This is a genomic window from Pseudomonas sp. FH1 (assembly GCF_000510895.2).
Classification (GTDB): domain Bacteria; phylum Pseudomonadota; class Gammaproteobacteria; order Pseudomonadales; family Pseudomonadaceae; genus Aquipseudomonas; species Aquipseudomonas azotoformans_A.
In genome coordinates this window covers 38,660-57,357 of sequence record NZ_AOHM01000024.1, presented here as the reverse complement: position 1 = coordinate 57,357, position 18,698 = coordinate 38,660, and the positions used below count along the sequence as shown (strand labels likewise).

18 protein-coding genes and 1 pseudogene are annotated in these 18,698 nt (G+C 59.7%); 9 read left to right on the top strand and 10 right to left on the bottom strand.

Annotated elements, in window-relative coordinates:
• From H096_RS10110 to H096_RS10100, 3 genes and pseudogenes are all read left to right on the top strand, one after another.
• Window positions 1–734, top strand: a pseudogene (locus tag H096_RS10110) (restriction endonuclease subunit R); the annotation flags it as partial.
• A 152-nt stretch (window positions 735–886) separates the two neighbouring features.
• Window positions 887–1,894 (top strand): hypothetical protein, encoded by a 1,008-nt coding sequence (locus H096_RS10105; RefSeq protein ID WP_241495491.1) that lies wholly within the window; start codon window positions 887–889, stop codon window positions 1,892–1,894.
• An 85-nt stretch (window positions 1,895–1,979) separates the two neighbouring features.
• Entirely contained in the window at window positions 1,980–2,453 is a 474-nt protein-coding gene (locus tag H096_RS10100) for a hypothetical protein (protein WP_033897987.1), read from the top strand.
• Between the two features lie 542 nt (window positions 2,454–2,995).
• Here the strand turns inward: H096_RS10100 and H096_RS10095 are convergent.
• Window positions 2,996–3,916 carry a LysR family transcriptional regulator gene (locus H096_RS10095; protein ID WP_033897986.1) on the bottom strand — a complete coding sequence of 307 codons (921 nt, stop codon included), beginning with the start codon at window positions 3,914–3,916 and terminating at the stop codon, window positions 2,996–2,998.
• 101 nt (window positions 3,917–4,017) lie between these two features.
• On the opposite strand from H096_RS10095, the gene tam reads away from it, so the two are divergent.
• On the top strand, window positions 4,018–4,779 hold the full coding sequence (gene tam / locus H096_RS10090) for a trans-aconitate 2-methyltransferase (protein WP_033897985.1): 762 nt from the start codon (window positions 4,018–4,020) through the stop codon (window positions 4,777–4,779).
• 21 nt (window positions 4,780–4,800) lie between these two features.
• Here tam and H096_RS10085 read toward each other — a convergent pair whose 3' ends face one another.
• Window positions 4,801–5,361, bottom strand: a complete 561-nt coding sequence (locus H096_RS10085; RefSeq protein WP_033897983.1) for a cysteine hydrolase family protein — start codon at window positions 5,359–5,361, stop codon at window positions 4,801–4,803.
• Window positions 5,362–5,457: 96 nt separating this feature from the next.
• Between H096_RS10085 and H096_RS10080 the strand changes: the two genes are divergently transcribed.
• From H096_RS10080 to H096_RS10070, 3 genes are all read left to right on the top strand, one after another.
• On the top strand, window positions 5,458–6,417 hold the full coding sequence (locus H096_RS10080) for a GlxA family transcriptional regulator (RefSeq protein ID WP_033897981.1): 960 nt from the start codon (window positions 5,458–5,460) through the stop codon (window positions 6,415–6,417).
• 171 nt (window positions 6,418–6,588) lie between these two features.
• Window positions 6,589–7,698, top strand: a complete 1,110-nt coding sequence (locus tag H096_RS10075; protein WP_033897980.1) for a DUF3182 family protein — start codon at window positions 6,589–6,591, stop codon at window positions 7,696–7,698.
• Window positions 7,688–8,443, top strand: coding sequence for an alpha/beta fold hydrolase (locus H096_RS10070; RefSeq protein ID WP_033897979.1), 756 nt, complete (start codon window positions 7,688–7,690; stop codon window positions 8,441–8,443). The genes H096_RS10075 and H096_RS10070 overlap by 11 nt, the downstream gene beginning before the upstream one ends.
• 5 nt (window positions 8,444–8,448) lie before the next feature.
• Here the strand turns inward: H096_RS10070 and H096_RS10065 are convergent, their stop codons facing one another.
• The 3 genes from H096_RS10065 to H096_RS10055 are packed head-to-tail and all read right to left on the bottom strand — an operon-like array spanning window position 8,449 to window position 11,424.
• Window positions 8,449–9,396 carry a lysylphosphatidylglycerol synthase domain-containing protein gene (locus H096_RS10065; protein ID WP_033897977.1) on the bottom strand — a complete coding sequence of 316 codons (948 nt, stop codon included), beginning with the start codon at window positions 9,394–9,396 and terminating at the stop codon, window positions 8,449–8,451.
• Window positions 9,386–10,648, bottom strand: coding sequence for a cardiolipin synthase ClsB (clsB, locus tag H096_RS10060; protein WP_033897976.1), 1,263 nt, complete (start codon window positions 10,646–10,648; stop codon window positions 9,386–9,388). The genes H096_RS10065 and clsB overlap by 11 nt, the downstream gene beginning before the upstream one ends.
• A complete protein-coding gene (locus H096_RS10055; RefSeq protein ID WP_033897975.1) occupies window positions 10,645–11,424 on the bottom strand; it encodes an endonuclease/exonuclease/phosphatase family protein in 780 nt (259 codons plus the stop codon). The genes clsB and H096_RS10055 overlap by 4 nt, the downstream gene beginning before the upstream one ends.
• A 170-nt stretch (window positions 11,425–11,594) precedes the next feature.
• Here H096_RS10055 and H096_RS10050 point away from each other — a divergent pair, with 170 nt between their 5' ends.
• Together H096_RS10050 and H096_RS10045 are read left to right on the top strand one after the other, a co-directional pair.
• Window positions 11,595–13,679, top strand: coding sequence for a mechanosensitive ion channel domain-containing protein (locus H096_RS10050; RefSeq protein ID WP_033897973.1), 2,085 nt, complete (start codon window positions 11,595–11,597; stop codon window positions 13,677–13,679).
• A gap of 86 nt (window positions 13,680–13,765) precedes the next feature.
• Entirely contained in the window at window positions 13,766–14,653 is an 888-nt protein-coding gene (locus tag H096_RS10045) for a sugar nucleotide-binding protein (RefSeq protein WP_082461511.1), read from the top strand.
• Between the two features lie 42 nt (window positions 14,654–14,695).
• Here the strand turns inward: H096_RS10045 and H096_RS10040 are convergent, their stop codons facing one another.
• The 5 genes from H096_RS10040 to H096_RS10020 form a co-directional block, all read right to left on the bottom strand.
• Complete coding sequence (locus H096_RS10040; protein ID WP_016978527.1) at window positions 14,696–15,394, bottom strand: OmpW family outer membrane protein; 699 nt, start codon at window positions 15,392–15,394, stop codon at window positions 14,696–14,698.
• Window positions 15,395–15,488: 94 nt separating this feature from the next.
• Complete coding sequence (locus H096_RS10035) at window positions 15,489–16,010, bottom strand: DUF3299 domain-containing protein (protein ID WP_033897971.1); 522 nt, start codon at window positions 16,008–16,010, stop codon at window positions 15,489–15,491.
• An 11-nt stretch (window positions 16,011–16,021) separates the two neighbouring features.
• Window positions 16,022–17,287 (bottom strand): ABC transporter permease, encoded by a 1,266-nt coding sequence (locus H096_RS10030; RefSeq protein ID WP_033897970.1) that lies wholly within the window; start codon window positions 17,285–17,287, stop codon window positions 16,022–16,024.
• 1 nt (window position 17,288) lies between these two features.
• On the bottom strand, window positions 17,289–17,999 hold the full coding sequence (locus H096_RS10025; protein WP_033897969.1) for an ABC transporter ATP-binding protein: 711 nt from the start codon (window positions 17,997–17,999) through the stop codon (window positions 17,289–17,291).
• Window positions 18,000–18,005: 6 nt separating this feature from the next.
• Complete coding sequence (locus H096_RS10020; RefSeq protein ID WP_033897968.1) at window positions 18,006–18,605, bottom strand: DUF2796 domain-containing protein; 600 nt, start codon at window positions 18,603–18,605, stop codon at window positions 18,006–18,008.
• Window positions 18,606–18,698: the final 93 nt, after the last annotated feature.

Sequence of the window (18,698 nt, the reverse complement as noted above, 5' to 3'; positions counted from 1 at the left end):
AGTCGGCAGAAGAGCCTCTACTGGGTCAGTTTTCGGTCAGCGGCAACAAGACTGACGTCTCCCGTTTCACGACGATCCATGAGGATGACATCGAGCTTCCCGACATCATCACGGATTTGCAGGACAAGACTCAGCTGACCCGCAGCAGTATCGTCAAGATTCTTACGGAAAGCCATCGCCTGCAGGACTTTTCCCGTAACCCGCAACAGTTCATTGACTATGCGTCAGAAGCCATCAATCGCACCAAGCGATTGGCACTAGTCGATGGTATTAAGTACAGCAAAATCGGCGACGAGCACTTCTACGCGCAAGAGCTGTTCCAACAGGAAGAGCTGAAGGGCTATTTGAAAAACACTCTAGAAACGCAGAAGTCCATCTATACGCATGTTGTCTATGACTCGGCGGGCGTAGAGAAGACCTTCGCCGAAGACCTTGAAAAGAACGAAGCCGTAAAGGTGTACGCGAAACTGCCGTCCTGGTTCAAAATTCCCACACCGCTTGGCACCTACAACCCCGACTGGGCTGTGGTCGTCGATGATGAAGGTAAGGAAAAACTGTACTTCGTCGTTGAAACCAAAGGTAGCACTTGGTGGGGCGATCTGCGCCATGTCGAGGGCGCTAAAATAAAATGCGGTGAAAGGCATTTTGAAGAAGTCGCCAATGACGAAAATCCTGCACGGTACATACGTGCGGTCGATGTCAATGGCATGATGTCGCACATCAAGCAGGACTAACATTCAAAAAATTTGCTGAAAGCGCTCATGCAGGCACCTCAGTCGAATAATTTCGATTGAGGTGCCTCCCGTAGATAAAAGTTAATGATGTTTTTGCGCTTTAGCGTCAGCCCTCACCAATTACTTACATCAAATATTCCGGATTCAATGCCATGTATGAATCGCCTTTTCAGACACATGCTGATTTATTGATCAACGGTTGGAATGCTTCAGCGCGGTATTTGCAATCATTCGTCCTGTCGATGCATGACGGCAATAAGTACGAATTTTCTGCCAGTGAGTTGTCCAGCCTCACCGATGATCACTTTTCTATTTTTATTGAGTTGGCAGAATATTTCAGGTCTGAAGGGGGAGACGGTTTCCCCTTCAGAGACGTTTGCGCAAAGATGATTGAGCGTCGGCCCGACTACCGGGAGCTACCTGTCGGATTGCACCCATTTCCAGATCCGGAATTCGTTTTTGTTCCCGATCAGTCCGACCTTGCCAAACATCTCCACCCGCTTTTCACTATCGATCTCAGCATGGTGAATCCGGAATGGTCTGGTTCTCTATACATGCTTAGTCCGCTGGAGCCTGCCGAACATCGTCTAGTCGGTTATGCAACGAGGGACACTGATTACCAGTCGCCGTTGCTTCACACAAACTGGATCGGATTCAAAATCGAGGATAGGCGTTACCGCCTCATGGGTGATCCTCGTTATTTCTTTCTCCATGAGCAGAATATAGACCTCCCAGATCCGTATCCGGAGGCACGATCGGAATTGCTTGATTTTTACGAACAGCAAAATGCCGCCTTCGCGGCAGCTCGTGCCACATACAACAAAACAGGCTACCTTTTTAATCCGGACAAACTAGTGCTCGGTGCGCGCGTGGATAGCCGGGATCTGTGCCCCTTTGTAGAGCAGATCGGCGGTGATGTGGATATCGGGCAGGTTTGGGCGGGCAACATGCCGTTGTACATTTCTGAATCCAGGCCTAACGGTATCAGTCCCGTTTATCCTCGAAGCCCCTCTGGTAACCCCTTCTATCATGTCGCGAGTACGCCTGCTAATTCCTATCAACAAATGGGCGCTGACAAAATCATCATGTTTTATGAACCTGTCGAACAACTGGTTCTGTTTACCTTTCATTGGGAGCAGTTTCCCGATATATATCCCTGAGTTTTCCAATTGCCTAGCTTCACCGTCAGCTGATTGGAGTTAAATTATACTCTCCACATTGGTGTACTTTTTTGTGGAGAGCGTTATGGCCCGTAAAGTCCAGCCAAAATCTAAAGCAGGACGAGGTCGCCCTCGACTTGAAGCGCAGCGAGTGATCTATCAAATCAAGTTGGCCGGGTGGGATCTTACGTGGTCGTTCAGCCTAGCCCTGCCTAATAATTCGAGAGCTAACGAAGGTCACTATCATGAACATATGATCCTGACGCTGAAGGGCGAAGTTCTCTACCCGGAGAGTTTTAAATACCCAGAGGTCGAGTGCCAGCTCTACGCAGATCCTCGATTGACGCAATACATAGACCCACCCAAAGGAATAGGGTCTATGACAGCAAGCGGGACACGGTTGGTTGTGTATATAGCAGTGCCCCGCGAGCGGATTGACGCCCTGGTTGGTGCCGCCGACCGACTACTGTCCCTCGAGTTGAACGCGACCCCGTTGCATTACCGCCGTGCGCTGGTGATGTCCATTCATTTGGGTACAGAGCCAGAGCCGGATTGGTGATCTGCTCCCGGTTTAGCGAGGCTACCTCTGTGCTGAGAAGAAGTGGCGCGGAGCTCCAGAGCGATACCAGATCCTTGCGCCGGCTTGAGGCAAACACTGCTGAGAATGCCCAGCGGTTGCTGCTGTGGCCCGATCCACTCCAGAGAAAAGCTGATTACTTATATTCGGCCTCTTAAGTGAGCTCGCGGCATTGAGAACGCACCAGTGAGGCGCGGGCCGTTTTCAATAGATGGCTGTTTTCGTAATCTGCGCCGAGTGGTGGCTACCGTTCGTCTGGATTTAGGCGCGGCTTCGACGATCCTGCTGAGAGAGTAGCGTAATTGATTTTTGTAAAGTTTAGAGGGCGATTTGAGTCATAAATTAACAAATAACCTTACGATAATTTTTGTTGTTTGTGGATTGGCGCCATTTTTAGCCAGTAAAAATAGGGCATTCACTCACTCACGCGCTAGATCAGATGGCTTTCTGGTGTTTATAACCTTTTTAGGATTCTAAAATCCGGAACACGCAAACCCCCGTTTGACTCAGGTCTCGGGGGTTTTTTATTGGCCGTGATCAGCTTCAGTCGACGCGGCGATGACAACCATGTCCTTGAACCGGCGTAACACCGCCGAACCGTCATCAATCCGCGTCGCCAAATGCAGCGGTGCCACCAGGCTGCGGCACTCCGTCAATTCCCGATACACGATGCCGTCCCCGCGCAACCGCTGCATCGACGCCGGCACGATGGACACGCCAAGTCCCGCCGCCACCAGGCTCAATGTCGCGGTCATGCGCGGGGCTTCCTGCACCACTTGCGGGCTGAACCCAGCTTCGCGGCACGCCACCAGGATCGCGTCATACAATCCCAGCCCCACGCGCCGGCGATAAAGCACGAAGGATTCGGTCGCCAGTGCCTTCAAGGGCAGGGGAGAGCCTGCATCAAGCGCCAGCGGGTGATCGGTGGGCAGCGCCAGCAGCATCGGTTCCACCAGGATGGGTTCGTCTTGCAGCGACTGTGTCCCGCTGAGAGGCGAGCGGATAAACGCCGCGTCGAGTTTTTCGTGCACCAACGCATCCAGCAGCTCGCCGGTGCCGGCTTCCTCTAGCACGACGGTTACGCCGACAAAGGTTTCGCGAAACAGCCGCAGCACACTCGGTACAAAAGGATGCAAGGCAGCCGAACTCGTAAAGCCGATGGCCAGCCGGCCACGTTCACCGCGTGCGGCACGGCGGACTACATCCGCGACGCCTTCAGCCTGTGCGAGGATTTCCCGCGCCTCGTCCAGCAACGCGAGCCCGGCGGTGGTGGGGCGAACGCCACGGGGCAGGCGCTCCATCAACACCACGCCCAATTCGGCCTCAAGGCTTTGCAACATCCGCGTCAACGGTGGCTGTTGCATGCCCAGGCGTTCAGCCGCGCGGGTGATGTAGCCTTCTTCTGCGATGGCAACGAAGGCCTTGAGTTGGCGAAGCTCCAGCATAGGAATACTTTTCAGGTATGGGAGGGCTTCAATCCTGGCATTTGTTCTCATGGCTCACAAGATTTAGGCTGTGGCCAACCTCAAAAAGAAGGAAAGCCGTGATGACCTGGTCAGCCAAGCAATACACGATGTTCGAACAGCAGCGCACCCGTCCCGTCCGTGACCTGGTCGCGGCCATTGCGAATACCGAGGTACGCAACGCCGTCGACCTGGGCTGCGGCCCCGGCAACTCCACTGAAGTGCTGGCCGAGCGCTTCCCGCAGGCACACGTCACCGGCATGGACAGCTCCGATGACATGTTGGTGGACGCCCGCAAACGGCTGCCGGTGCTGAACTTTGAACTGGCGGATATCGGTGACTGGAAACCTGCGCAAACCTTCGATGTGATCCTGGCCAATGCATCCCTGCAATGGTTGCCCGACCACGCCAGGCTATATCCGCACTTGGTCCAACAACTGACGCCCGGTGGCACGCTGGCGGTGCAAACCCCGGACAATCTCGATGAGCCCGCCCACCGGCTTGCCCGCGAAGTCGCGGCAGCGGGGCCGTGGTCGGGCAAGATCGCTGCGGTCAAACATAATGAGCGCCACACTGCGAGCTACTACTACGAACTGCTGAGCAAACATTGCAGCACCGTCGATGTGTGGCGCACCACCTATCAGCACCCGCTGGCGGATCACGCGGCGGTGGTGGAGTGGTTCAAGGCGTCGGCGCTGAGGCCGTTCCTCGCGCCTTTGACCGACAGCGAAAAAGCCGCTTTCCTACAGGAATACCAGGCGCGAATTATTAAGGCCTATCCCGCCTTGGCTGATGGCACGGTGTTGCTGCCGTTTCCGCGCCTGTTCATCATCGCGACTCGCTAACGTTAAAGAACCAAGTGGCGGTCAAGCCGCCGCTTGTGCCTTCAAGTACTCATCCGCCGACACCACACCCGCATACCCAAACGCCAGCGAGGCCATGTACGCCCCGTGCACCTGCGCCGCTGGAATCACCTGCCCATTGAATTCCAGATCCCGCGTGGCACACGCGTCATGAATCACCGTGACCTTGTAGCCCAGATCCGCCGCCGCCCGCACCACAGCGTCGATACACATATGACTCATGCTGCCCACCACCACCAGGTCGGTGATGCTGCGTTGTTCCAGCAGTTCGCGTAGCCGGGTTTCGCGAAACGCATTCACAAAGTGTTTAAGCACCACCGGCTCATTGCCTTCGTTCAACACTTTGCTGTGCAGATGCGCACCCTCGGAGCCCGGTGTGAAGAACGGCGCGTCCTCGGAGGTGAACTCATGACGCACATGAATCACCGCATCGCCCGCCTGGCGAAACGCCTGCAGCACTTGCGCGGCCTTGTCTGCCGCGGCGTCGACGCCGTCGAGTGGCCACTTGCCCTGAGGGAAGTAGTCGTTCTGGATATCGATTAGGATGAGCGCTTGCTTGGCCATGTGTGTTGCCTCGTGATGGGTTGATGGGCCCAGTATCTTAGCTGGCGCCTTCACCGGGGATTGGCTGCACCGACAATAACAGGGGGAAAACTGACAATGGTGGTCGTCGAGCTGGGCGTGTTGATCTACCAAGGTGCGCAGTTGGCGGCCGTGCATGGCTTGACCGACCTGTTCGGCGTGGCCAACCGCATCGCCGCCGAGCATCAGTCCGCGCAATTGCCGTTGCTGCGGGTCAGCCATTGGCAGGTGGATGTTACCGGTAAACCGGCGCGTGTATTCAGCAGCCACCCTGGCTCCGAGCAACCGATGATGGCTGTGCTGGTGCCACCGTCGATTGGTGAGTTTACCGAGGAGCAGGCGCCCCCTGCGCTATTGGAGTGGATTCGCCAGCAACACGCGGCAGGTACTGTGCTGGGCGGTGTATGCATTGGCTCAATCATGCTGGCGCGCAGCGGGTTGCTCGACGGGCGCAGTGCCACCACCCATTGGTCTTCCGCCAAATCCTTCGCGGCCCGTTACCCGGCAGTGCGCCTGGAGGCGGATAAACCCATCGTCGATGACGGCGACTTGATCACCACCGCCGGCCTGATGGCCTGGTCCGAACTCGGCCTGCGCCTGGTCGACCGCCTGATGGGCCCGAGCATCTCGGCCGATACCGCGCGTTTCCTGGTGATCGAGCACAGTGACAGCGCCAGCCAATGTGGCAGTAACTTCGCGCCGATTCTCGGCCACGGTGACGCGGCCATCCTCAAGGTTCAGCACGGGTTGCAGGCCAGCGGCGCGGTGGATGTGTCCTTGGCGGCGATGGCTCGGGAAGCGGGCTTGGAGGAGCGTACCTTCCTACGGCGCTTTCGCACCGCCACCGGCTTGAAACCCACCGAGTACTGCCAGCATTTGCGTGTGGGCAAGGCACGGCAGATGCTCGAATTCACTAATGGCACCATCGACCATATCGCCTGGACCGTCGGCTACCAAGACCCGAGTGCCTTTCGCGCCATCTTCAAGAAGATCACCGGCCTGACGCCCAGCGATTATCGCAGCCGTTTCGGCGTGTGAATCGTGCAGAACGCCGCCGCGTTATCGGGTCGTCGTGCAGAATAAAACAGGCCATCTGCCATCGATTTTCCGGCAACCGATTGATTTGAATGCAATCCCGTCCGAATGCGCCTTGGCCTGATCTCTGCAACGTTCCGTCTACACACATGGCGGGATGGCCAAGGGGGACGCATGACCCCGACTCAACGCAAGAAGCTGGTGGTTGCTCACTCCACACGTGAGGGTGCGCCGCTGCATGAGGTCGAAACCAACCGCGCTCTGGCGCGCTGGCTGGCGCAGATCCTCGGGCTCAAGTTCGGCGGCAGCTACGACACTGATCTGCACGCGGGGCGGGCGTTGTACCTGCTGCCCACACAGACCCTGGTCGGCCCGGCCCAGGCCCGAGCGCTGAATATCAAGGGGCCTGAGGATTTGTGGGGCGGTTATGTCGACCACGACTTCATCTGCACCAAAGCCATCAGTCATGGCTTGCTCGGCCCTGAAGCCAAAGCGCCGCAAGGTTGGTCGGCGTTGTTTTGCGAGCGTGTACGAAAAGTCGTGCTGGACGGTCTGAGCGTCTTTGCACTGGAAGACGCGCGGCCCGCCGCCACGCGCTTGCTCTACAGCGGCCCCATCCGCTTGAAACCCGTGCACGCCTGCGCAGGCCGAGGCCAGGAAGTTATCCACAGCCTGGACGAATTCGAAGCGGTGCTGGCGCGACCGGATGCCGCGAAACTCTTCAACGAAGGCGTGGTGCTGGAGCAGGACCTGCACGATGTGGTCACCCACAGCGTTGGCCAAAGCTTTATCGGCGATCACGTGTTCAGCTACTGCGGCGAGCAATACCTGACGAAAGACGGGCAGGGCGAAGAGGTCTACGGCGGCTCCAACTTGTTGGTAGTGCCCGGTGACTACGATGACCTGTTGCAACTCGAACTGCCCGACGACGTACGCGAAGCCATCGAACAAGCCCAGGTCTTCGATGCGGCCGCCGATGAGGCCTACCCCGGTTTCTACGCATCACGGCGCAACTACGACATCGCTCAGGGCTTGGACAGCAACGGCCAACGCCGCAGCGGTGTACTCGAACAATCCTGGCGCATGGGCGGGGCCAGCAGCGCGGAAGTCGCGGCGCTGCAAAGTTTTATCAACAACCCTGGCCTGCGTGCGATCCATGTGTCCTCGGTGGAAACCTACGTGGACCAACCGCTGCCAGCCAATGCCATCGAGGTGTATCGCGGCCCGGCGGAAAACAGCGAGTTTCTTCTCAAGTACGTGACGGTTAAGGCTTATGACGGCTAAAAGCGAAAGCATTGCGATCGATATCGACGACGAACAGATGAGCGGCACCTTCCTCAGCCCTAAATCCAAAGTCCCCGGCGTGTTGTTTGTGCACGGTTGGGGCGGCAGCCAGGAGCGCGACCTGGAACGCGCCAAAGGCATCGCCGGCTTGGGTTGCGTGTGCCTGACCTTCGACCTGCGCGGGCACGCCGGCACGGGCATTCCATTGTCCCGCGTCACCCGCGAAGACAACCTGCGCGACCTGCTGGCGGCCTATGACCGTCTGCTGTCGCACCCGGCCATCGACACCTCGGCGGTGGCGGTGGTGGGCACCAGTTACGGCGGTTACCTTGCGGCGATTCTCACCTCGTTGCGCCCGGTGCGCTGGCTGGCGCTGCGCGTACCGGCGTTGTACCGCGATCAGGAATGGCTCAAACCCAAGCGTGATCTGGATAAGGCCGACCTGATGGATTACCGCAGCACCTTGGTCCACGCCGAAACCAATCGCGCCTTGCACGCGTGTTCGGCGTTTACCGGTGATGTGTTGATCGTCGAATCGGAAACCGATGACCACGTGCCCCACGCCACCATCATGAGCTACCGCGCGGCGTGCCAGCAGACCCACTCACTGACCCATCGCATCATCGACGGCGCCGACCATTCCCTCAGCGATCCGGTGTCCCAACAGGCCTACACCTCAATCCTGGTGGACTGGATCACCGAGATGGTGGTGGGCGAACGGTTGAGCATCATTCAGTCCCAGTAAAGCGTTCAAGCGGGTGTTTTCTTCACCCGCAACGCCTTCGCCTTGGCCTCCACACCGAGGTACATCACCAGCGCGATCAGCAGCGGCAAGATGAAGTAAATCGCCCGATACGCGATCAACCCGGCAAGCAAGCTGCCCCGCGACGCCTCATGCTGCAACAGCGCAATAAACACCGCCTCCAGCACGCCCAGCCCGGCCGGAATATGGGTGAGCACTCCGGCAATCGCGCTGATCAACAGCACGCCCAACACCAGCGGATAGTCCAACTTGGCCGGCAGCAGGGTAAAGATCACCGCTGCCATCAGCGACCAGTTCAGCGCGCCGAGCAGCAATTGCAAGCACGCCATGCGCACGGACGGCAGGTTGATTTCCATGCCGCGAATCGTCCACGCACGCTTTTTCGAAAACTGGCAGGCCACCAGATAGCCGAGGCTGGCCAGTACCAACAACGCACCAATGCCTTGCAAGGCTGTGGTGCTGACCTTCCACCCCGGCGGCATGGTCACCAGACCGCTGCTGAACACCACCCCGGCTATCGCCATGTAGCCAAACCAATTGGTGGCCAGGCTCAGGCCGAGGATCTTGGCGATATTGCCGGTGCTCACGCCCAAGCGCGAATACAGGCGATAACGCATGGCGATGCCGCCGACCCACGCGCTCAGGTTGAGGTTGAACGCGTAGCTGATGATGCCCACCGGCAGGATCTGCTTCCACACCAGGTTCTGGCGAATGTAAGTGCGGCCGATCAAGTCGAAGCTGGCGTACACCAAAAAGCTGCACAGTGTCAGTGCGCCCGCGATCACCAGGGTGCGGGCTTTGAAGTCGCCCAGGGTCTGCACCACTTCGCTCCAATCGATGCGCCGCGCGAGCAGGGTGAACAGCACGATCAACACCAGGAAAAAGGCGATGGTCAGCGGTTTCTTCCAGCGTTTGAACCGGGATTCAGCGGTCATTGGCCTGGCTCTCGATGGGTTTCAACCGTGGCTTGTGTGCCGGTAACCAACCGGTCAAGGCCGGGAAGTGGCGCATCACATGAAACACCAGGAAGCCCACCGTCAATCGCCAGAGCCACAGGCGCGGCTTGCGGTTTTCCGGCATGGTCTGGCAGTGGTCGCGGGCGAGTATTTCCAGGCGTTCATACAGCTGTTGATTGAACGCGCGGTCACGAATCAACACGTTGGCTTCCAGGTTCAGCGACAGGCTCAACGGGTCCAGATTGCTCGACCCCACGGTGCTCCATTCGTCATCCACCAACGCCACCTTGCCGTGCAGCGGGCGCTGGCAGTATTCGTGGATGACCACGCCGTCCTTGAGCAAATAGTCGTAGAGCATTCGCGCCGCCAGCTTGGCCAGCAGCACGTCGGGCTGGCCCTGCATAATCAGTTGCACCTGCACGCCACGGCGCGCGGCATTGCGGATTTCCCGCAGCAGGCGGTAGCCGGGGAAGAAGTAGGCGTTGGCGATCACCACGCGCTGTTGCGCCTTGCTCAGCGCGTGGATGTACGCCTCTTCAATGTCATCGCGATGCTGCACGTTGTCGCGGTAAATCAGGCGCACCAGGCCATCGCCCTGGTCGGTGGACCACAACGAAGGCCGTTGCTGGCGCCGCCGCCAGCCACGTCGCGTGCGCACCTGGCGACCACTTTGCGCCAGGGCGAAATGATGCAGGTCCGCCACCGCCGGGCCCACCACCTGCACCGCGTAATCCTGCTTGGCTTCGGGGCCGAAATCGCCCAAGTGGTCGGCAGAAAAGTTGATCCCACCGATAAACGCCACTTCTGCATCCACCACCACAATCTTGCGGTGCAGGCGACGAAACCAGTTGGTGCGAAACCCCAGGGTCTTGGACGCCGGGTCGAACATCTGCACCGTCACACCGGCGTCCGCCAGTTCGCCTAGAAACGACGGGCTCAGTTCGCCGCAGCCAAAACCGTCCAGGCTCACCACCACCTTCACACCACGCTGCGCAGCCTCGATCAGGATGCTGTGCAGTTCATGGCCTACCTTGTCTTCGAAAAGAATGAAGGTCTCCAGCAGAATCTCCCGTCGGGCCGCGCGCAGGGCTTCGAACACCTTGGGGAAATACGCCTCGCCGTTTTCCAGCAATTGGACCTGGTTGCCACTTTGCCAGCCGTAATCCAGGTCGCGGGGCTTGGCTTCGTCCGGCGGCTGGTCGGTGGAGATATGTTCCACGGCCACGTTCATAGCTCGACCTCCACCGACAGCGGCACATGGTCAGACAAGTGAGACCACGGCCGCGTGGTCAGCACGCGAGGGTTATGCACTTTCAGATTGCGCACATAAATCCGGTCCAGCGGCAGTAAGGGCAAACGCGCCGGAAAGGTACGCGCGGGTTTACCCATGGATTCAATAAACACTTCCTTCAAGCCCGCCTTGCTTAGGTCGGCCTTCTGGCGCCAGTCGTTGAAATCACCGGCCACGATCAGCGGAGCGTCGGCCGGAATCTCGCCGATGCGCTGCTCAATCAAGCGCAATTGCTGCTGGCGGTGCACTTCGCGCAAGCCCAGATGGATGCAGATCGCATGGATCTCCTGGCCGGTGCCTGGCAGGCGCAGCACGCAATGCAGCAGACCCCGGTTTTCATGGCCGCTTTGGGAGATATCGAGATTGTCGTAGCGCACGATCTGGAATTTCGACAGCAGCGCGTTGCCATGGTCGCCATGGGGGTAGACCGCGTTGCGGCCATAGGCGAACTGCGGCCAGATGCTGTCGGCGAGGAATTCGTACTGCGGCATGTTTGGCCAGTCGCTGAAGCGCTGTGGATGGCGCTCGTGGGTGCCATGGATTTCCTGCAGGAACACCATATCGGCGCCCACGCTGCGCACCGCTTCACGCAGTTCGGGCAGGATGAAACGTCGATTCAGGGCGGTAAAGCCCTTGTGGATATTGACCGTCAGCACCGTGAAGCGAGTGATGGCGACGCTGGGGGTGATGGGCACCCAGTCGGGGATCGCAGCCATGATTGCTCCTGTGAAAGAAGTGGGGGCCTGGCCCCCGTTTATGGCTGACTGTGATTTTTAACGGAAAGTTTCCAGCGTCCTACAGACGGCATAAAGATGCCGCTGAAGGGGAACGATCAACGTTCAAACCCGTCAGTTCCTTACAGACCCTTCTGAAGGAGCTCGGTGTTTTGCTGAATCTCAAGACTGCATTACTGCTCGGCGCGCTGCTGTTTTGCGGCAGTGGCGCACTGCAAGCGGCGGCCACCGCGCCGGAACCTGAAGCGCCGGCCAAGCCGGAGTTGCTGGTGGAGGGCGGGTTGCTGGGGGCGATCAGTTCCAGCATTGATGACGTACAGCAAAAGCTCGATCTCAATCAGAACCTGATCGATGAGTGGCGCCTGCGCGCGGACCGAGCGGCCGACGAGGTTGGGCGGCTGGTCAACCAAACCGCTGCGCGCTCACCCTGGAGCGTGGCGGGGGATTTCCTGCTGCTGTCCGGCGTGTGGGTAGGCGCTTTTGTGGCGCTGACGTTGTTGGGGCGATTTATCGTAAAGCGCCTGGGACGCCGTGCCTTCTTCGAGCGGCGCGAACGCCTGCTGGCGGTGCTCGGGTATGTGATTCCCTACACGATTCCCGCGCTTGTCTGTCTGCCGCTGACGCTTTACGTCAGTCACTTTCTGCCCACCTCCGTAGGCCGCGCGCTGGCGCTGTGTTTTGCCTACGCCACCAGCAGCGGTATCTTTTCCACCTCGATGCTGCTGTGCGTGATTGTGATGTTCAATGTCGGGCACAAGCGCCCGGCGGTTCGGATCATTCGCAGCTACTGCCCCAAGCCGTTGTTCCTGATCGGCTTCCTCGCCGCCCTCAGCGACGCGCTGACCAGCCCACAGATCGCCCGCCAGCTCGGTGGCAATATCACCAGCAGCATCGCGGTGTTTACCGGGCTGTTTGCGGCGGTGATTTTCGGCATGCTGGTGGTCCGCCTGCGCCGCCCGGTGGCCCACCTGATCCGCAACCGGCCATTGGCTCAACGTCTTAAACATCCGGCGCTGCAACAATCGCTGCGGATATTTTCTGGCCTGTGGTATTGGCCGATCCTGTTGATGGTGCTGGTGTCGGCGATCAACCTGATTGGTGCTGGTGACGACAACCAGAAAGTCCTGCGTTGCGCGCTGTTCAGCACAATCCTGCTGATCGGCACGGTGTTCCTCAGCACGGTGCTGCAACACCTGTTCAAGTCCCGCAGCCAAGTGGCGATCCAGCGCAGCAGCGCGTACAAGGAACGCTTCCTCAGCCTGTTGCACGCGATCCTGCGCATTGTCATGGCCATCGCGTTTATCGAAATCCTCGGGCGGATCTGGGGCGTGTCGCTGTTCGAGTTCGCCCAGCGCAACTCGGTGGGCCGGGCGATCAGTGATTCCCTCAGCAGCATCGGCCTGATCCTGCTGATGACCTGGCTGTTCTGGGTGGTGCTCGACACGGCGATCCAGGAAGCGCTGAAACCGCCGGTCAACAAGCGCTCCAGTCGCCAACCGAGCACGCGGGTGAAAACCATCCTGCCGCTGCTGCGTAATGCGGTGAAGATCATCCTGGTGGTGATCTGCGCGATCACCACCATGGCCAACCTCGGGATCAACGTCGCACCGCTGCTGGCCGGTGCCGGCGTGGTCGGCCTGGCCATTGGTTTTGGCTCGCAGCAGTTGGTGCAAGATGTGATTACCGGGCTGTTCATCATCATCGAAGACACGCTGTCCATCGGCGACTGGGTGGTACTCGACTCCGGCCACGCCGGCACTGTCGAAGGCCTGACCATCCGCACCCTGCGCCTGCGCGATGGTAAGGGCTTTGTGCATTCGGTGCCGTTCGGGCAGATCAAGGCGGTCACCAACCAATCGCGGCAATTTGCCTACGCGTTCTTCTCGGTGCAGTTCACCTACGACACGGACGTGGACAAGGCGGTGGAGCTGATCCGCGAGGCGGGGCAGTCGATCCGGGATGACGTGTTCCTCAAATACAACCTGCAAGGCCCGCTGGAAGTCTTCGGCGTCGACAAGATGGACCTCAACGGCGTGGTACTCACGGCGCAGTTCCGCACGGTGTCGGGCGGGCAATATGCGGTGAGCCGCGCGTTCAACCAGCGCCTGAAAAAGCTTGTGGATAACTGTGACGAAGTGCATTTCGCTCAGACTTATCCACAGCAGGTCATGGTGCCGGCGCGGGCGGCCCTTGAGCATGAACCGACGGAGGCAGGCGCGAAGATAGTTAATCCGTGACGGTTGCGCTACAAACCCGCAAAATGCAACGATTCTGGCCAAGACCAGAAAACCTTCGTTCCAAACAGACCGGGCCTGCTCAATCTATGCGAATGCGCCTTATGTTACTGGGCGGCGGGAATGCCCTCGGGCAGGCGCTGATTCGCCTCGGTGCAGAGGAAGACATCGGTTTCCTCGCACCCAAACCGCCCCAAGACGGCTGGGATGCCGCGAGCCTCACCCAATTGCTCGACGACACCCGTCCCGATGCGTTGATCAACCTCGCCTACTATTTCGACTGGTTCCAGGCCGAAGCGGTCAGCGAAACCCGCCTGGCTGCCCAGGAATTTGCCATCGAGCGGCTGGCCGAGCTGTGTCAGCACCACAACATCACCCTGCTGCAACCGTCCAGCTACCGCGTGTTCGATGGCTCCCGCGCCACCGCCTACAGCGAAAAAGACGAGCCTGTGCCCCTGGGCCTGCGCGGCCAGGCGTTGTGGCGTATCGAGCAGAGTGTGCGCGCCACTTGCCCGCAACATGTGTTGCTGCGGTTTGGCTGGCTGCTGGATGACAGTGTCGACGGCACTCTGGGGCGCTTTTTGGCTCGGGCCGAGAAACCGGATGAATTGCTGATGGCGGACGACCGTCGCGGCAACCCGACGCCGGTGGACGATGCCGCGCGGGTGATCATCTCGGTGCTCAAGCAACTCGATTGTGCGGCGCCGCTGTGGGGCACTTATCACTACGCCGGCCAGGAAGCGACCACACCGTTGGCGCTGGGCCAGGCGATCCTCACCGAAGCGCGCAGCTACCATCCGCTGGCAATCGAATCGCCTACCGCCCAGGCCCACGCGGCCCGGCCGGATGCGAGTGAAGAACCGCAACACGCGGTGCTTGCCTGCAAGAAAATCCTTCACACCTTTGGCATCAAGCCACGGGCATGGCGGGCGGGGTTGCCGGCGTTGCTGGATCGGTTTTACCGCCACGGCCAATAAAAAAAGGCGCCTGAAACAGGCGCCTTTTTTTGTGCGGCGGATTTAGAACTTGTAGCCAATACCCACCATGTAAACCATCGGGTCCACATCAACGTTCACCTTGGCGCGAGTGCCTGGTGCCACGCCGTTGTTTTCCACGGTGGCCTTGGTGCTGATGTCGATGTAGCGCGCCTGGGCGTTGATCATCCACTTGTCGTTGATCATGTAGTCCGCGCCGATCTGTGCGGCCCAGCCCCAGGAGTTTTCAGCCTTGAAGTTGCTGAAGCCTGCGCCCTGGGCACGGCTGCCGACGTGTTCGTCGTAGATCCAGGTGTAGTTGATACCGGCGCCCACGTACGGTTGGAAGGCCGACTTGTTGTCGAGTGGGTAGTACACGACGCTCAAGGTTGGCGGCAGGTGTTTCAGGGTGCCGAGCTTGCCGTTGGCCGGGCTCAGGGCGGTGCCCTTGATCTTCACATCATGTTCGAACGGCGTGGCGGCCAGCAGCTCGATACCGACGTGGTTGGTCAGCATGTAGGCGAAGTTCAGGCCCAGTTGGGTGTCGCTGCTCATGGTCGCCTTGCCGCCCAGGTTGGTGCCGGCCAGCGGGCCCTGGTCAACCTTGACGTGGCCGCTGTCCGCCTTCGGGTTCACGGTGATTGCACCGGCGCGCACCAGAATGTCGCCCGCTTCGTGAGCGTGTGCAACGGGGGCGACGAGGGCGAGCGCGAAGAGGGACGCGCCGAGCAGAGACTTGTTCATGGGAGCTCCAAAGGACGTTTAAAAGTTGTACGTCCAATGGTAAAGATCGTTCCGTCCGGTCTTTTGACTCAGCTCAATGAAAGGGCGATCAGCCTTATTCAGGCAGTTCGTACATGTAAATTTTCTCGGCTTCCATCTGGTAACCGGCATCGGCCAGCTCGCTGGTGGACGGTTTGACCTGCATCGCACCTTCGATCCAGTACGGCTGGTACAGCTCATCGAGCTTCACGCCGATTTCGCTTTTGACATGCACGATCTGGTTCGACGGCGGCGGCGGCACATGGATGCACGCGCCGAAATACGGCACCAGCAAGAACTCCGTCGTGCGGCCTTCCTCACTGACTTCCAGCGGCACGATGTAGCCCGGCAGTCGGATGTGCTGGCCGTCGAGGCTTTGCACCACCGGGGCGTTGTGCAAGTCCTGCTTGGCCGCTGGCGCTGCCTCGACCGACAAGGCATCGGCCATGTTCGACAAGTCGTGCAGCGGTTTCATATTGGGGATTTCCGGCGGTGCATCCGGCGGAATCATCTCCTGCCACGACAAATCCTTGGGCTGCTCATCGGCCCATACGGGCACGGCCACCAGCAGCAACAACGCAAACAGCGCACGACGCATCGAAGCCTTCCTCATAAACGTATGGACAGGCCATCGGCCAGGGATTGCCGATAGGCGCGCCACGCGGGCACGCTGCCCATCAACAGCGCAGCGCCCAGGATACCGGCGAGCAGCGTCCATTCATATTCGCTCGGCCACGACATCGGCAGGTCCAGGCCGTAGTTTGCCTGCAGATACCTGCGCGAGGCGGCGATGCACACATAGAGCAAGCCAACGCCGGCAACCACGCCAGACAACGCCAGGGCGAAGGCTTCGAAGATCAGCAGTGTCGCGATATGCCACGGGCGCGCACCCACCGAACGCAAAATCGCCATTTCGCGACGCCGTTCGTTGAGGCTGGTGAGGATCGCCGTGAGCATGCCGATCAAGCCGGTGAGCACTACGAACAGCGAGATCACGAACAGCGCTTTCTCGGCGGTGCCCATCATGCTCCACAGCTCTTGCAGCGCCACGCCGGGCAGGATCGCCAGCATCGGCTCGCCACGGAATTCGTTGATCTCCCGTTGCAGGGCGAAGGTGGAAATCTTGTTGTTCAGACCGAGCATGAACGCGGTGATGGCCTGCGGCGTGAGGTCCATGTTGCGCGCCTGGTCGGCACTGATGCGGCCTTTGCCTTGGGCTGGCACGCCGTTGTGCCAGTCGATATGGATCGCTTCCATGCCGCCGAGGCTGATGTGCAATGTGCGGTCCACTGGCGTGCCGGTGCGCTTGAGAATGCCGACCACGGTGAAGGGTTTGTCATCGTGTTTCACCAGGCTGACCACCGCCACACCATGGGCCAGCACCAGTTTGTCGCCCAGTTTGTAATGCAGGGCGTCAGCCACTTCTGCACCGAGCACCACTTCAAACGGGTCGGTGGCGAAGGCGCGGCCGCTGGCCAGTTCGAGGTTTTGCTTGCGGCCGTATTGGTAGTGCTCGAAGTAGGATTCGTTGGTGCCCATCACGCGGTAGCCGCGATGGGAGTCACCCAGGGAAATCGGGATGGCCCACCTCACTTGGGGGCTGGCGGCGAAATGCTCGAAGCTGTCCCAACGGATGTTGTTGGTGGCGTTGCCGATGCGGAATACCGAGTACAGCAGCAGGTTTACGGAGCCGGAACGCGCGCCGACAATCAGGTCGGTGCCGCTGATGGTGCTGGCGAAACTGTTGCGCGCCTCGACGCGCACCCGCTCTACCGCGAGCAGCAAGCAGACCGAAAGCGCGATGGCGAACGCGGTGAGGATCGCGGTAAAGCGGCGGTTAGCCAGGCTGGCCATGGCTAGACGGAACAGATACATCTCAAACCTCTGCGGGCGTGGCGGCGCGATTGAGTTCGGCCAGCGACAGGTTGCGGTCGAACAGCGAAGCCAGGCTCTGGTCATGGCTGACAAACAACAGGCTGGCGCCAGCTTCACGGCATTCGGCAAACAACAGCTGTAGGAAGGCTTCGCGGGCGTCGTAGTCCAGGGCCGAAGTGGGCTCGTCGGCGATCACCAGCTCCGGTTGGCCGATCAATGCACGGGCGGCGGCCACCCGTTGTTGCTGGCCGATGGACAGCGAGTCGGCGCGGCGCTCCAGCAGGGCTTTGTCTTTCAACCCAAGGTGTGCGAGCAAAGCGGCGGCGGCCTGGTCGACACTGCCGTGGCGCTGTTTCGCCCGTTGCGCGCGCAATTTGGAAAAGTGGCAGGGCAACTCGACGTTCTCGCGCACCGACAGGAACGGCAGCAGGTTGAACTGCTGGAAGATGTAGCCGGTGTGGTCGACGCGGAAGCGGTCGCGGGCGCCGGCCGAAAGCTCGGTCAGCTCCTGGCCGAGCAGGCGGATGCTGCCCTGGTTGGGTGTCTGCACGCCGCCAAGCAGTCCCAGCAGCGTGGTTTTGCCACTGCCGCTCGGGCCCTTGAGAAACAGGGTTTCCCCCGCGTCCAGGCGGAACGCGGGGATGTCCAGCAACTGCGGGTGACCGGGCCAGTTGAAGCCCAGGTCAGACAGTTCGATCAATGCGTGGGTCATGTGAACTCAGAACTTCAGGGTGGCTGCTGTGGCCGTCGCTTCAACGCCTTGCTGGCCGCTCGGGCCGATCAGTTGTACCTGAATTTTCTGGGTGGCGGGGAAGGTCTTGAAGACCTGGGTCAGGTCGAGGTTGCTCAAGGCCGTCGGCGTGGCACAGGTGAACTGGTAATGGGCGTGAATTTCGCTGTGGTCGTGATGGTGTTCGTGGGCGCCGTCTTTGGCGTCGTGATCGTGGTCATCATCGTCGTCGTGGTCCGCTTCAGGCTTGTCGCCAAACAGCGGGCTATTGAGCTCCTGGCTGCTGACCACGCAACCGGCACCCTTAGGCAGGTTGAACAGGGCGGCTGGGTTTTCCAGCTGTTTGCGCACGGCGGCGACCTTGGCTTTGTCCGACGGGGTGGTGGCCAAGTGTTCGAAACCCACCAGGTTCATCGCCGGGCTGTCCAGCTCCAGCTCCAGCGCCTGGCCGTCGAGCACTGCGTTGAGGCGACCGACGCCATGTTCGTGGGCGCCAAGGCTGCCGTGTTCATGGTCGTGATCATCATGAGCGTGGGCAACCGCCAATGGCAGTAGGGCGAACGGCAAAGCAAGCAACAGACGGCGCATGAGAAGGCTCCAGAACATGAAAGTTTTGTTATGTGATCTTATAACAATAGTGCCAGAGTTTGACCGCCCGCTTGGCGTTGCGCAAGCCGCATG

Coding starts and splice junctions, on each gene's coding strand:
- H096_RS10045 (WP_082461511.1), top strand. CDS start 13,766: ATGCGAATGCGCCTTATGTTACTGGGCGGCGGGAATGCCCTCGGGCAG.
- H096_RS10035 (WP_033897971.1), bottom strand. CDS start 16,010: ATGCGTCGTGCGCTGTTTGCGTTGTTGCTGCTGGTGGCCGTGCCCGTA.
- H096_RS10095 (WP_033897986.1), bottom strand. CDS start 3,916: ATGCTGGAGCTTCGCCAACTCAAGGCCTTCGTTGCCATCGCAGAAGAA.
- H096_RS10025 (WP_033897969.1), bottom strand. CDS start 17,999: ATGACCCACGCATTGATCGAACTGTCTGACCTGGGCTTCAACTGGCCC.
- H096_RS10030 (WP_033897970.1), bottom strand. CDS start 17,287: ATGTATCTGTTCCGTCTAGCCATGGCCAGCCTGGCTAACCGCCGCTTT.
- H096_RS10105 (WP_241495491.1), top strand. CDS start 887: ATGTATGAATCGCCTTTTCAGACACATGCTGATTTATTGATCAACGGT.
- H096_RS10055 (WP_033897975.1), bottom strand. CDS start 11,424: ATGGCTGCGATCCCCGACTGGGTGCCCATCACCCCCAGCGTCGCCATC.
- H096_RS10070 (WP_033897979.1), top strand. CDS start 7,688: ATGACGGCTAAAAGCGAAAGCATTGCGATCGATATCGACGACGAACAG.
- H096_RS10065 (WP_033897977.1), bottom strand. CDS start 9,396: ATGACCGCTGAATCCCGGTTCAAACGCTGGAAGAAACCGCTGACCATC.
- H096_RS10020 (WP_033897968.1), bottom strand. CDS start 18,605: ATGCGCCGTCTGTTGCTTGCTTTGCCGTTCGCCCTACTGCCATTGGCG.
- tam (WP_033897985.1), top strand. CDS start 4,018: ATGACCTGGTCAGCCAAGCAATACACGATGTTCGAACAGCAGCGCACC.
- H096_RS10080 (WP_033897981.1), top strand. CDS start 5,458: ATGGTGGTCGTCGAGCTGGGCGTGTTGATCTACCAAGGTGCGCAGTTG.
- H096_RS10040 (WP_016978527.1), bottom strand. CDS start 15,394: ATGAACAAGTCTCTGCTCGGCGCGTCCCTCTTCGCGCTCGCCCTCGTC.
- H096_RS10075 (WP_033897980.1), top strand. CDS start 6,589: ATGACCCCGACTCAACGCAAGAAGCTGGTGGTTGCTCACTCCACACGT.
- H096_RS10100 (WP_033897987.1), top strand. CDS start 1,980: ATGGCCCGTAAAGTCCAGCCAAAATCTAAAGCAGGACGAGGTCGCCCT.
- clsB (WP_033897976.1), bottom strand. CDS start 10,648: ATGAACGTGGCCGTGGAACATATCTCCACCGACCAGCCGCCGGACGAA.
- H096_RS10085 (WP_033897983.1), bottom strand. CDS start 5,361: ATGGCCAAGCAAGCGCTCATCCTAATCGATATCCAGAACGACTACTTC.